The sequence below is a fragment of the Ruegeria sp. HKCCD6119 genome (genome assembly GCF_013110585.1).
GTDB lineage: Bacteria > Pseudomonadota > Alphaproteobacteria > Rhodobacterales > Rhodobacteraceae > Ruegeria.
Map to the genome: position 1 here is coordinate 185,289 of NZ_WVQV01000006.1, position 12,579 is coordinate 197,867.

A 12,579-nucleotide genomic window follows, 5' to 3' on the forward strand; every position below is an offset into this window, starting at 1 on the left:
GGAACCTCTTGATCTGGTTGTTATCCTTAGGCTGACATCGCGCCGGTGCAATGTAAAGCGGCCCTGCGCCGCAGGCAGAACTCCTTTGCGCCCTTGCCCTTGCGGTGCCCCTCGCTTATGAGGCACGGAACGTCAAATCCAAGGCGCGGAGACTTTTGCCCCCATGCCCGTACTCGTAATGAAATTCGGCGGCACATCGGTCGCCAATCTGGACCGCATCCGCCGCGCCGCCAAACGTATCGGCGTTGAAGTTGCCAAGGGCTATGACGTGATCGTCATCGTCTCGGCCATGTCGGGCAAGACCAACGAGCTTGTGGGCTGGGTGAACGAAACGTCGCCTCTGTTCGACGCCAGGGAATACGACGCGGTCGTGTCCTCGGGCGAGAATGTTACCGCTGGACTGATGGCGCTGACCTTGCAGGAAATGGACATCCCCGCGCGCAGCTGGCAGGGCTGGCAGGTGCCGCTGCTGACCACCAGCGCGCACAGTCAGGCGCGGATCGAGGAAATCCCGACCGAGAACCTGAATCAGAAATTCGGCGAAGGAATGCGCGTTGCCGTGGTTGCAGGCTTCCAAGGGATCAGCCCCGAAGGCCGCATCACCACGCTGGGTCGGGGTGGGTCGGATACCACGGCGGTTGCCTTTGCGGCAGCCTTCGACGCCGAACGCTGCGACATCTATACGGACGTTGATGGCGTCTATACCACCGATCCGCGCATCTGCGAAAAGGCACGCAAGCTGGACCGCATCTCGTTCGAAGAAATGCTGGAACTGGCGTCGCTTGGTGCCAAGGTGCTGCAAACCCGCTCGGTCGAACTTGCGATGCGATACAAAGTCAAACTGCGCGTTCTCTCAAGTTTTGAAGAACAATCCGATGAGGCCGGCACGCTGGTCTGCGACGAGGAGGATATCATGGAATCCAATGTTGTGGCCGGTGTGGCCTATTCCCGCGACGAGGCGAAAATGACCGTTGTTTCCGTGGCGGACCGCCCCGGCATCGCCACGACAATCTTCTCGGCGCTCAGCGAAGAGGGTGTGAACGTCGACATGATCGTCCAGAACATCTCGGACGAGGGACGCACGGACATGACCTTTTCCTGTCCCACCGATCAGGTGGCACGCGCCGAAAAAGCGCTGCTGGAGATCAAGGAAAAGGGCGAGCTGAACTATGCCGAACTGGTTGCAGACACTGATGTCTGCAAGGTCTCGGTTGTGGGTATCGGGATGCGCTCGCAATCGGGCGTGGCGGCCAAGATGTTCAAGGTGCTCTCGGATGAGGGGATCAACATCAAGGTCATTACAACCTCCGAGATCAAAATTTCCGTCCTTGTCGACAGGAAATACATGGAACTTGCTGTTCAGGCACTGCATGATGCCTTTGAACTGGACAAGGCGGCCTGAGCTTATCGGCCAAAGGTATCGCCTGACACACTAAATCGGTTGGGCCATGGCGGACGGCACGGAAACAGAATCCCGCAAGCTGCTGCGGCGGTTGCGCGAAGAAATGGCGAGCGAAGCCGCCGGTCAGGAACGTCTTGACCGGATCACGCACCTGATTGCCGACAGCATCAGGGCCGAGGTGTGTTCCATCTATCTGTTTCGCGATGAGGACACGCTGGAACTTTGCGCGACCGAGGGGCTGTCTCCGGAAGCGGTTCATAAAACCCGGATGCGCATGGGCGAAGGTCTTGTGGGGCGGGTCGCCAAGTTCGGCAAGGTCGTCAACACCGCCGACGCGCCGTCGGCCAAGGGCTTCCGTTACATGCCGGAAACCGGCGAGGAGCGGTACTCCTCGTTCCTGGGTGTGCCGGTTCAACGCCTTGGGGAAAAGCTGGGCGTTCTGGTCGTCCAGTCCCGCGAGGCGCGCGAGTTTTCCGCAGATGAGGTCTATGCACTGGAAGTGGTCGCCATGGTGCTGGCCGAAATGGCCGAGCTTGGCGCCTTTGTCGGTGAAGGCGCGGCCCTGTCACCCCTGCACCAGCAATCGGTTCTGCTGCGCGGCGGCCCGGCGCAGGAAGGGTCTGCCGAAGGGCATGTCTGGCTGCACGAACCCCGCGTGGTGGTTACCAACCCCATTGCCGAAGACCCTCACCGGGAACGCGAACGTTTGGTCGATGCGGTAGAAGAACTGCGCGTCGGTGTCGACAAGATGCTCGAAATTTCGCAGGGCGGCGACAAGGAACAGCTGAAGGTCCTGGAAGCTTACCGCATGTTTGCCAATTCCAAAGGCTGGATGCGGCGGATGGAGGAAGACATAGCCCTGGGTCTCAGCGCCGAAGCCGCAGTGGAGAAAGAACAATCCCAGGCCCGTGCGCGCATGGGACAGGTCACCGATCCGTACTTGCGTGAACGTCTTGCGGATCTGGACGATCTCAGCAATCGCCTGCTGCGCATCCTGACTGGGCAAGGCAAGACGGACAGTGCTGATCTGCCACCCGATCCGATCCTGATCGCGCGCAATATCGGCCCCGGCGACTTGCTGGAATACGGACGGGCGCTGAAGGGGATCGTGCTTGAAGAAGGCTCTGTCGGCAGTCATGCCACGATTGTTGCGCGGGCGCTTGCGATTCCTTTGGTCGTGCATGTGGGCCGGATCACCACCGAGGCCCTGAACGGAGATCACATTCTGGTGGATGGTGATCAAGGTGTTGTGCATCTGCGCCCGGAAGACAGCGTGGTCAGTGCCTTCCGCGACAAGATCGCGATGCAGGCAAAGGCGCAGGAACGTTATGCGTCGATCCGCGAAACACCCTGCGTGACGCGCGATGGCTCGCGGATTAACCTTGTGATGAATGCAGGTCTGATGGCCGACCTGCCATCGCTTGGCACCTCGGGCGCCGAGGGCGTTGGCCTGTTCCGCACTGAACTGCAATTCCTGATCCGCAACCAGATGCCGAAACGGTCAGAACTGGTCAGCCAGTATCAGCGCGTTCTGGACGCGGCAGGTGGCAAAAGGGTGGTATTCCGCACACTCGATATCGGGTCGGACAAGGTTCTGCCCTATATGAAGCACGTGGCGGAACCAAACCCGGCGCTGGGCTGGCGCGCCATTCGGGTCGGTCTGGACAAGCGCGGCGTCATGAGGATGCAGTTGCAGGCCCTGCTGCGCGCCGCCAATGGTCGACCGCTGACCATCATGTTCCCTTTTGTCGCGCAGGCCGAGGAATATCGCGAAGCCCGTTGGGAAGTGAACAAAACCATCGAGCGGGAAAAACGGTTGGGTCATGTGCTGCCCGAGATGCTTGAAGTTGGCGCGATGCTGGAAACGCCGTCGCTGGCCTTCGCGCCGCAGAAATTCTTTGACGAAGTGGACTTCATTTCGATTGGCGGGAACGATCTAAAGCAGTTCTTCTTTGCTGCTGACCGTGAAAACGAACTGGTCCGGCGTCGCTATGACACGCTGAATGTCAGCTTCCTGAGCCTGATGGAACGCATCGTCGAACGCTGCGATATCTCGGACACGCCACTCAGCTTCTGTGGCGAAGATGCTGGCCGCCCGGTCGAGGCCTTGTGCCTTGCGGCGATGGGGATTCGGACGCTGTCGATGCGGCCTGCCTCGATCGGCCCGGTCAAAAGCCTGCTGTTGCGGTCCAATCTGACGGAGGTTCGCAAAATCATCGCTGACGCGCGCCACCGCGGAGAGCAATCGGTGCGTCCTGCGGTCATGGACTGGCTGCGCCATCAGACCTGATGCGCTAAACGGCACGGTTTCTTCAAACTGTGCTTGATTTTTCATGGGCGGCTTTCTAATAGACAGGCATTGTTAGCGATAACATGTCAGGTTTTGCGGGGTATCACGCCGTGCTAAGCTGATATCGGCAAATTCAGAAGGAGCCTGTGATGGTTTCACGCGTAATTCCGGTAGAGCCATTTGATCTGGTACTCTTCGGTGCGACCGGCGATCTGGCGCAGCGTAAAATCCTGCCGGGCCTGTACCATCGCTTCGAGGTCGGCCAAATGCCCGACGGCGCGCGGATCATCGGTACGGCACGCTCTGATATCGACAATGACGGGTTTCGCGATCAGGTCCGAAAATCGATGGAACAGTTCGCGCCCGGTTTTTCCCGGGAAACAATGGATCGGTTCCTTGCCCATGTCGAATATGTGCCCGTGGATGCGCTGGGCGAGGCCGGGTGGTCCGACCTGAAAGAACGGATGCGCGAAGACGTCGTGCGGGCCTTTTATTTGTCCGTTGGTCCAAGCCTTTTTTCGGGTATCGCGCAGCGGCTGCATGACACCGGTCTTGCGACACCGGACAGCCGCATTGTCGTCGAAAAACCATTTGGGCACGACCTTGCCTCGGCGAAGGCGCTGAACGAAGGCTTGCGTGCCTGTTTCGAAGAACATCAGATTTACCGGATCGACCATTATCTGGGCAAAGAGACCGTGCAGAATCTGATGGCGCTGCGCTTTGCCAACTCGCTGTTCGAACCGCTCTGGAATTCGACCCATATCGACCACGTGCAGATCACGGTGGCCGAGACCGTAAGCGTCGAAGGGCGCGGGGCCTATTACGATCAGTCCGGCGCAATGCGGGACATGGTCCAGAACCATCTGGTGCAGTTGCTGTGTCTGACCGCAATGGAACCGCCTTCGAAATTCTCGCCCAACGCGGTGCGCGATGAAAAGGTCAAGGTGATCGAAGCGCTCGAGCCCGTGGCCCAGTCTGACATCGCGCGCGGTCAGTATCGGGCCGATAAGGGCGTGGGCGGTTATGTCGATCATGTCGGCAACCCCGCCAGCCGAAGCGAAAGCTTCATCGCCCTCAAGGTTCATATCGGCAACTGGCGTTGGGCAGGTGTGCCGTTCTATCTGCGTACTGGCAAGCGTCTGCGCGCGCGGGAATCCGAAATTGCGGTGTTCTTCCGCGATCCGCCGCACACGATTTTTCCCAATGTCGGCCCTCTGCACGGAAACGTTCTGGTGATCCGGTTGCAACCTGACGAAGGCATCACCCTGCGCACCACGATCAAGGATCCGGGACCGGGGGGCTTCCGGCTGTCGGATGTTGCGCTGGACATGAGCTTTGCCGATGCGCTTGGGGCCGAAGCGCAAGCCCCCGACGCTTATGAGCGGCTGATCATGGATGTCATCCGTGGCGATCAGACACTGTTCATGCGTGGGGACGAGGCCGAGGCCGCCTGGGCCTGGGTCGATCCCATCATTCAGGGCTGGGAGCAGCGCGGAGACCGCCCGTCCCGGTACGATCAGGGCAGTTCAGGCCCCGAAGAAGCATTGATGCTGATGCATCGCGATGGGCGCCGCTGGCGTCAGATCGGAGGGTAATCATGGTTCACTCAGTCATTTCCGATGTCACCAAACGGATCATCGACCGCAGCGCCGATCTGCGCGGCCCACATCTTGAACGGATGGAGCAAGCCAGATCCAAGGGTCCTGCCCGTGCGCATCTGTCCTGTAGCGGTCAGGCCCATGCCTATGCGGGCGCGGGCGAGGATCAGCAATCGATGGCCACCGGCACTGCGGGCAATCTGGGTATTGTCACCGCCTATAATGACATGCTTTCGGCTCATCAGCCGTTTGAACGCTATCCCGCCCTGATCCGCGATGCGATCCGTGCCGCCGGCGGAACGGCACAGGTGGCAGGCGGTGTGCCAGCCATGTGCGACGGTGTCACCCAGGGCGAAGCGGGGATGGAGCTGTCGCTGTTCTCACGCGACGTCATCGCGTTGGCAACCGGTGTGGCGCTTAGCCACAACACCTATGACGCGGCTGTTTTTCTTGGGGTGTGCGACAAGATTGTGCCCGGCTTGATCATCGGCGCGCAGGCCTTTGGCCATCTGCCTGCCGTATTCCTGCCCGCAGGCCCGATGACCAGCGGCTTGCCGAACGACGAAAAAGCCAAGGTCCGACAGAAATTCGCCGCCGGGGAAGTGGGCCGCGAAGAGCTGATGAAGGCTGAAATGGCGGCCTATCACGGCCCCGGTACCTGTACCTTTTATGGCACCGCCAATACCAACCAGATGCTGATGGAGTTTATGGGGCTGCACCTGCCGGGCTCCAGCTTCGTCAATCCGAATACCCCGTTGCGTGACGCCCTGACCGAGGAAGGCGCGCGCCGTGCCCTGTCGCTCAGCGCGTTGGGCAACAGCTACACTCCGGTCTGTCAGGTTCTGGACGAGCGCGCTTTCGTCAATGGCATCGTCGGTCTGATGGCAACCGGTGGTTCAACCAATCTGCTGATCCACCTGATCGCCATGGCGCGCGCTGGTGGTATCGTGCTGGACTGGCAGGATTTTTCCGATATTTCCGCTGTGGTGCCGCTGGTCGCGCGGGTCTATCCCAACGGCCTGGCGGATGTGAACCATTACCACGCGGCCGGCGGCCTTGGGTACACGATCGGTACTCTGCTTGAACAAGGCTTGCTGCACCCGGACACGCTGACCGTCGCAGGTCAGGGGCTGCACAACTATACCAAGGAACCCAAACTGATCGATGGCGAGTTGATCTGGCAGGATGGTTCGGGACACAGCCTGAACGAAAAGATCCTGCGCCCAGCCAATGACCCGTTCCAACCCACCGGGGGCCTGTCGCGCCTGACCGGCAATCTGGGCACTGGGGTTATGAAAGTATCAGCCGTAGCGCCGGAACATCAGGTCGTCGAAGCACCCGTGCGGGTGTTCCACGATCAGGATGAGGTGAAAGCCGCCTTCAAAGCCGGAGAGTTCACAGATGACGTTATCGTCGTGGTCCGGTTTCAGGGCCCCAAGGCCAACGGGATGCCGGAACTGCACTCGCTGACGCCCATGCTGTCGATCCTGCAGGGCCGGGGCCAGAAAGTGGCTCTGGTCACCGATGGCCGCATGTCTGGCGCTTCCGGCAAAGTACCCGCCGCCATCCATGTTGTCCCCGAGGCGCTCGACCGCGGCCCCATTGCATACCTTCAGGACGGTGACGTCCTGCGCGTCGACGCGGTCAGGGGTGATCTGGAAATCCTCACCGCAGGCGTTCTGGACCGGTCCCCCGCGACCGCCGACCTGTCCGCCAATCAACACGGCGCTGGGCGCGATCTTTTTGGTGCGTTCCGCCAGAATGTCGGCTCGGCCGACACCGGTGCCAGCGTTTTCGGAGTTTAACCTCATGTCCAAATCCCAACGCACCCGCGAAATCTGCGCTATGGCGCCCATTGTTCCGGTTCTGGTTGTCGATGATGTCGCGCAGGCCCGCCCGCTGGCCGAGGCATTGGTCGCCGGCGGCTTGCCCGCGCTTGAGGTCACCTTGCGCACGCCCGCCGCGCTCGACGCGATCCGCGCGATGGCCAAGGTGCCGGGCGGCGTGGTCGGCGCAGGTACGCTGGTCACACCCGAAGACGTCTGCGCCGCCAAAAAGGCGGGCGCGCAGTTCGGCGTTTCCCCCGGTGCCACGGATGCCCTGATCGCGGCCTGCGAAGCCGAAGACCTGCCGCTGTTGCCCGGCGCCGCGACGGCAAGCGAGGCTATGGCGTTGCTGGAAAAAGGCTATGACATGTTGAAATTCTTCCCGGCCGAGGCCTCGGGCGGCGCGCCCGCGCTCAAGGCAATCGGCGCGCCGCTCCCCCAGATCAGCTTTTGCCCGACCGGGGGCGTGTCCCCCGCCAACGCCCGCGACTACCTGTCATTGCCCAACGTGATCTGCGCTGGCGGAAGCTGGGTCGCACCAAAGCAACTGGTCGAAAACGGCGACTGGGCCGGGATCGAGACACTTGCGCGCGAGGCGTCGAAGCTGGCGGATTGACGCCGCGCGGCCTCTCGGTAATGTGGGCGTCAATTTATACAGGTTGACCCCATGACACAGACGGTATCCCTTTCCCAGGGGCGGACATATTTGGCCATTCCGGGCCCTTCGGTCATGCCGGATGCGGTTTTGCAAGCCATGCACCGTCCGTCGCCCAACATCTATGATGGCGCGCTCATCGACATGATGCCCGACCTGACCCGCGATCTGTGCCGTGTTGCCCGCACAAATCACAACGTTGCCATCTATATCGCCAATGGTCACGGCACCTGGGAGGCCGCTCTGTCCAACGTGATCGCCCCCGGCGAAACCGTTCTAGCTCCTGCCTCGGGCCGGTTCACCCATGGCTGGGCCGAGATGGCCGAAGGCATCGGGGCAAAGGTTCAACTGATCGATTTCGGCACCTCGTCAACCTGGGATTTTGACCGGATCGCAGACGCATTGCGCGCGGATCGAAACCACCAGATCAAGGCGGTTCTGGCGGTCCACGTGGATACATCCAGTTCGATCCGGAACGACATCCCGGCGCTGCGCAGGCTTCTGGACGACCTGCAACACCCGGCGCTGCTGATGGCAGACTGCATTGCCTCACTTGGCTGTGACAGGTTCGAGATGGATGGCTGGGGCGTCGATGTCACAGTTGCCGCTTGCCAAAAAGGCCTGATGACCCCGGCGGGCATCGGCTTTGTTTTCTTCAACGAAAAAGCACAAGCCAAACGGGCCACCATGCCGCGCGTTTCGCAATATTGGGATTGGCAGCCGCGCGCCGATCCAGACCTGTTCTATCAGTATTTCAACGGCACCGCGCCCACGCATCACCTCTATGGCCTGCGCGCCGCGCTTGATCTGATCCATGCAGAGGGGATCGAACAGGTCTGGGCCCGCCATGAACGTCTGGCCACTGCCATCTGGGCGGCCTGCGAAACATGGGCCGAAGGCGGCGCGCTGCATCTGAACGTTGCCGATCGCGCCCACCGCAGTCACGCCGTCACGGCCTTGCGATTGACAGAAGGTCGCGGCACGGCCCTGCGCGCGTTCACTGAACATCAGCTGGGCCTGACGCTGGGCATTGGCCTTGGGATGGAGGACTACGACAGCTGTTTTCGCCTCGGGCATATGGGCCATGTCAACGGGCAGATGGTGATGGCGATGCTGGGGGGTATGGAAACGGCCATGGCCGCGCTTGATATCCCCCGTGGCAAAGGCGCGCTCGAGGCCGCAGCCGCCGTTCTGGCCGCCTGACACGCCTCAGACCAACAGCACCGATCCGCCCCTTCATCTGGCCAAAAATATCCTCGGGGGGATCGCGCTTTGCGCGATGGGGGGCAGACAGCCCCCCTTTGACCCGATGGCAAGACAGACCAGCGCTAGCCTGTCTTTGCCCGCACTTCCGCTAGCGCCTTGGGCAATGCGACCGCAAAAGCATCCAGATCTGCTGTTTCACCACAGCTTACCCGGATGCACCTGTTCTGGGGTGCTGCAAACGGCATCCGGACAAACAAGCCCCGCGCAACCAAAGCGTCCAGTACGGCCTTGGCGAAATCGCCATCCCGCCCGCAGTCAATCGCCACGAAATTGGTGGCGGAGGGCAGGGGCTCCAACCCGTTCTCGCAGGCAATCGTTGCTAACCGCTCACGCGCCTCGGCGATTTGCGCCTTAATGTGCTCCAGCCAGGTGACATCCTGCAACGCGGCCAGCGCCCCGGCCTGCGCCGCTCGGTTCATGCCGAAATGGTTGCGCACCTTGTTGAAGGCTGCGATCAGGTCGGGCGCTCCTAGGGCATAGCCAACCCGCGCGCCCGCCATGCCATAGACCTTAGAAAATGTCCGCATCCGGATTACGCGCGGATCATCTATACTGACAGGTGCAGCCGTCCCTTCGGGCGCACATTCCACATAGGCTTCATCCAGAACCAGAAGGCACCCATCAGGCAAGGCATCCATGGTAGCCACGATGTCCGCGCCGGAATGCCAACTGCCCATCGGATTGTCCGGATTGGCCAGATAGACCAGTTTGGCACCAACCTCAGCCGCCTTGGCAAAAAGCGCCGATGGGTCCTCGTGATCACCTGAATACGGCACTTTGTGAAGAATGCCGCCGAACCCGGCCACATGATAGTTGAAGGTCGGATAGGCCCCGTCCGAGGTGACAACCGCATCCCCGGGCCCGACGATCAGCCGCACCAGATAGCCCAGCAGCCCGTCAATACCTTCGCCCACGACGATATACTCCGGCGATACGCCGTGATGGTCGGCCAAAGCATGGCGCAGGTCATGGTTTTCGGGGTCGCCGTACATCCAGATCTCGGACGCGGCTTGCGCCATGGCCTCGATCGCGCGGGGCGAGGGGCCGAAAATGCTCTCATTGGCGCCTAGTCGGGCCACAAATGACGCGCCGCGCTGGCGCTCTTGCGTTTCCGGGCCGACAAAGGGCACGGTGGCGGGCAGGGATTGGGCAAGCGGGGTGTATCGAGGTCCGGTCATGTCCGCAGATAACCCCAAGCCCGATCAATGAGCAAGCGCGCACAGGCGTTGGGCGCGCTGGAAAAGAAGTAAGAATAAAGGAGCGCAGATGCGCATTCTCTCGATCGTTGTTCTCCTGGGCCTCGCCTATCTTCTGGTCTGGCCCGTCCCGGTAAAACCTGTCGCCGTCGAAATGCCGGTAGATGCCGGTTTCACAGGTGATTTCGCAGAGAACAACGCGCTGGGCGTCGCGCAGCTGATTCGCCTGCCGGGTGCAGAGATTGGCCCTGAAGACATCGCTGTCATGCCAGATGGCACGATCTACACAACCAGCCTGTCAGGTACCCTTTACCGCATCGACGGGGCGGAACCGGTCGAGGTTGACCAACTTGGCGGGCGTCCGCTGGGCCTCAAGGACGGACCGGATGGCGCGCTTTACATCGCTGACAGCTATCGGGGGGTGATGCGTTGGACCGGTCCGGGCACATTGGACACGCTGGTGGGCGACATCAACGGCGCGCCGGTGATCTACGCCAACCAGTTGGATGTGGCGCGGGATGGCACGATCTACTTCTCGAATTCATCTGACCGCTTCGATCCTGAAACCATGGGCGGGACCAAACCGACCTCTGTCCTCACCATCTGGGAACAGTCCGATACGGGTTACGTCGCGCGTCGCACACCCGACGGCCGCACCGAGAAAATCGCCGAGGGCTTTGTCTATACCAACGGTGTCGCGCTTTCACCTGACGAGGATTTTCTGCTGATCGCGGAAACAGGTCGCGCGCGCGTGCACAAGCTGTGGCTGACCGGACCAAATGCAGGGCGGCAAGAGATCCTGCTGGAAAACCTGCCCGGCTATCCCGACAACCTCGAGGCTCAGGGCGACGGCACCTATTGGATGGCCTTCGCCAGCCCGCGTGTCCCGTCCGAGGCGCTGATGCCGTACCCGTTCCTGCGCAAGGTGATCTGGCGATTGGGTCCGGCAGTGCGCCCCGCGCCGATCCATCGCGGCACGATGGTGCAGTTTGATGGCGATGGTACGATCCTGCGCACGCTACAGGACCCGCAAGGCCGCTTGGGCATCACGACCGGCGGTAAGATTGCGGGGGATCAGTTCTATGTCATGACGCTCGATTCCCCTTGGTTCGGGCGAATGCCTGTCAGCGACATGCCCTGACGTCGCAGTGGTATTCCGCAGTCTGTCCGGGCATGTTTGTCACGATTGAATTTCCGGAGGTCCTCCATGTCACGCGTATCCGTTGCCTATCAAGACCACGTTGCCCATGTCACTCTGACCCGAGGCGACAAGATGAATGCGCTGGATGATGCAATGATCAAGGCACTTTTGTCCGCCGGGCAAGAGGTCGCCGCCTCGGATGCCCGTGCCGTGGTCCTGTCCGGCGAAGGCAAAAGCTTTTGCGCCGGGCTCGACATGGCAAGCTTTGCCAAGATGGCCCATATGGACCCCACGGAATGGCTGATGACCCGCAGCCATGAAGACGCCAACGAGATGCAGGAGCTGGCGCTGATCTGGCGTCGCGTTCCGGTTCCGGTGATCTGCGCAATTCAGGGCGTGGCTTATGGCGGTGGCCTGCAAATCGCGCTGGGCGCGGATATCCGTATCGCGCATCCCGAAGCGAAACTGGCCGTGATGGAGATGAAATGGGGCATCATTCCCGATATGGGCGGCATGGTTCTGTTGCCTCGGCTGGTCCGGTCGGACGTGCTGCGGCTGCTGACCTATACGGCCCGCCCGATCGGTGCGCCGCAGGCGGCGGAGTGGGGCCTTGTGACGCAATTGTCCGACGATCCGTTGACCGAGGCGTTGGCCCTAGCCGAAAACATCGCGGGCCAAAGCCCTTCGGCCATCCGTGCTGCCAAGCGTCTGATCGAGGTTGCCGAAACTCAGCCCCGCGCAGACGTTCTGATGGCGGAATCCGCTGAGCAGGTGGAACTGATTGGCAAACCCGACCAGATGGAAGTTGTCATGGCTCAGATGCAGGGCCGCAAGCCCGAGTTCAAATGATCACCGCATGAAGGCCCGCCGCGCGTCGCGGGCCATGTTGTAGCGCATTTCCAGATCGGCGATACGGGCCATTGCGGCTTTGCGCTCGGCGGGGGCCGTCAGGGTCGCATAATCCTGCCGCGCTGTGTCGAGCTGTTTTTTGATGTCGAATTCTTCCGGCAACACGCCTGCCTGCGCCATGATCCGATGGCCGGCGGCGGTGGCCGGATCGCTCAATGCCTCGGATGACCGGTCAGGCAGCGGTTGGCCTTCGCCCTCAAGGCCCTGCAACTGACCCTCGGCTTGGGCTTTCTTGATCTGGCGCTCGACCAGTTTTCCCAACGCTCCAAACATGGCCTCTTCATACTTGCTTTGAA

The 12,579-nt window shown here is 61.2% G+C and carries 10 protein-coding genes; 8 read left to right on the plus strand and 2 right to left on the minus strand.

The features are described from left to right. Positions 1 to 163: 163 nt before the first annotated feature. The 6 genes from GS611_RS14890 (at position 164) to GS611_RS14915 (ending at position 8,974) form a co-directional block, all read left to right on the plus strand. Entirely contained in the window at positions 164 to 1,402 is a 1,239-nt protein-coding gene (locus tag GS611_RS14890; RefSeq protein ID WP_171636914.1) for an aspartate kinase, read from the plus strand. 46 nt (positions 1,403 to 1,448) lie between these two features. Beyond that, positions 1,449 to 3,692: a phosphoenolpyruvate--protein phosphotransferase gene (gene ptsP, locus GS611_RS14895; RefSeq protein ID WP_171636916.1), complete on the plus strand. Its 2,244-nt coding sequence runs from the start codon at positions 1,449 to 1,451 to the stop codon at positions 3,690 to 3,692. A gap of 149 nt (positions 3,693 to 3,841) precedes the next feature. Beyond that, positions 3,842 to 5,287, plus strand: a complete 1,446-nt coding sequence (gene zwf, locus GS611_RS14900; RefSeq protein WP_171636918.1) for a glucose-6-phosphate dehydrogenase — start codon at positions 3,842 to 3,844, stop codon at positions 5,285 to 5,287. A 2-nt stretch (positions 5,288 to 5,289) separates the two neighbouring features. Beyond that, the gene (gene edd / locus GS611_RS14905) at positions 5,290 to 7,095 is read left to right on the plus strand and encodes a phosphogluconate dehydratase (RefSeq protein WP_216598296.1); all 1,806 of its coding nucleotides are present in this window, start codon (positions 5,290 to 5,292) and stop codon (positions 7,093 to 7,095) included. A gap of 4 nt (positions 7,096 to 7,099) precedes the next feature. After that, positions 7,100 to 7,732: a bifunctional 4-hydroxy-2-oxoglutarate aldolase/2-dehydro-3-deoxy-phosphogluconate aldolase gene (locus GS611_RS14910; RefSeq protein WP_171636920.1), complete on the plus strand. Its 633-nt coding sequence runs from the start codon at positions 7,100 to 7,102 to the stop codon at positions 7,730 to 7,732. 51 nt (positions 7,733 to 7,783) lie between these two features. Then, on the plus strand, positions 7,784 to 8,974 hold the full coding sequence (locus GS611_RS14915) for an alanine--glyoxylate aminotransferase family protein (protein ID WP_171636922.1): 1,191 nt from the start codon (positions 7,784 to 7,786) through the stop codon (positions 8,972 to 8,974). A gap of 125 nt (positions 8,975 to 9,099) precedes the next feature. Here GS611_RS14915 and GS611_RS14920 read toward each other — a convergent pair whose 3' ends face one another. Continuing rightward, positions 9,100 to 10,215 carry a pyridoxal phosphate-dependent aminotransferase gene (locus GS611_RS14920; RefSeq protein ID WP_171636924.1) on the minus strand — a complete coding sequence of 372 codons (1,116 nt, stop codon included), beginning with the start codon at positions 10,213 to 10,215 and terminating at the stop codon, positions 9,100 to 9,102. Positions 10,216 to 10,303: 88 nt separating this feature from the next. Between GS611_RS14920 and GS611_RS14925 the strand changes: the two genes are divergently transcribed. Together GS611_RS14925 and GS611_RS14930 are read left to right on the plus strand one after the other, a co-directional pair. Further along, on the plus strand, positions 10,304 to 11,374 hold the full coding sequence (locus GS611_RS14925; protein WP_171636926.1) for an SMP-30/gluconolactonase/LRE family protein: 1,071 nt from the start codon (positions 10,304 to 10,306) through the stop codon (positions 11,372 to 11,374). A gap of 66 nt (positions 11,375 to 11,440) precedes the next feature. After that, entirely contained in the window at positions 11,441 to 12,223 is a 783-nt protein-coding gene (locus tag GS611_RS14930) for a crotonase/enoyl-CoA hydratase family protein (RefSeq protein ID WP_171636928.1), read from the plus strand. Here the strand turns inward: GS611_RS14930 and GS611_RS14935 are convergent, their stop codons facing one another. Then, positions 12,224 to 12,556 carry a DUF1992 domain-containing protein gene (locus tag GS611_RS14935; protein ID WP_171636930.1) on the minus strand — a complete coding sequence of 111 codons (333 nt, stop codon included), beginning with the start codon at positions 12,554 to 12,556 and terminating at the stop codon, positions 12,224 to 12,226. Positions 12,557 to 12,579 lie beyond the last annotated feature (23 nt).

Excerpts from the sequence above, each read along its gene's own strand:
- GS611_RS14890 (WP_171636914.1), top strand. The coding sequence starts at position 164 with ATGCCCGTACTCGTAATGAAATTCGGCGGCACATCGGTCGCCAATCTG.
- ptsP (WP_171636916.1), top strand. The coding sequence starts at position 1,449 with ATGGCGGACGGCACGGAAACAGAATCCCGCAAGCTGCTGCGGCGGTTG.
- zwf (WP_171636918.1), top strand. The coding sequence starts at position 3,842 with ATGGTTTCACGCGTAATTCCGGTAGAGCCATTTGATCTGGTACTCTTC.
- edd (WP_216598296.1), top strand. The coding sequence starts at position 5,290 with ATGGTTCACTCAGTCATTTCCGATGTCACCAAACGGATCATCGACCGC.
- GS611_RS14910 (WP_171636920.1), top strand. The coding sequence starts at position 7,100 with ATGTCCAAATCCCAACGCACCCGCGAAATCTGCGCTATGGCGCCCATT.
- GS611_RS14915 (WP_171636922.1), top strand. The coding sequence starts at position 7,784 with ATGACACAGACGGTATCCCTTTCCCAGGGGCGGACATATTTGGCCATT.
- GS611_RS14920 (WP_171636924.1), bottom strand. The coding sequence starts at position 10,215 with ATGACCGGACCTCGATACACCCCGCTTGCCCAATCCCTGCCCGCCACC.
- GS611_RS14925 (WP_171636926.1), top strand. The coding sequence starts at position 10,304 with ATGCGCATTCTCTCGATCGTTGTTCTCCTGGGCCTCGCCTATCTTCTG.
- GS611_RS14930 (WP_171636928.1), top strand. The coding sequence starts at position 11,441 with ATGTCACGCGTATCCGTTGCCTATCAAGACCACGTTGCCCATGTCACT.
- GS611_RS14935 (WP_171636930.1), bottom strand. The coding sequence starts at position 12,556 with ATGTTTGGAGCGTTGGGAAAACTGGTCGAGCGCCAGATCAAGAAAGCC.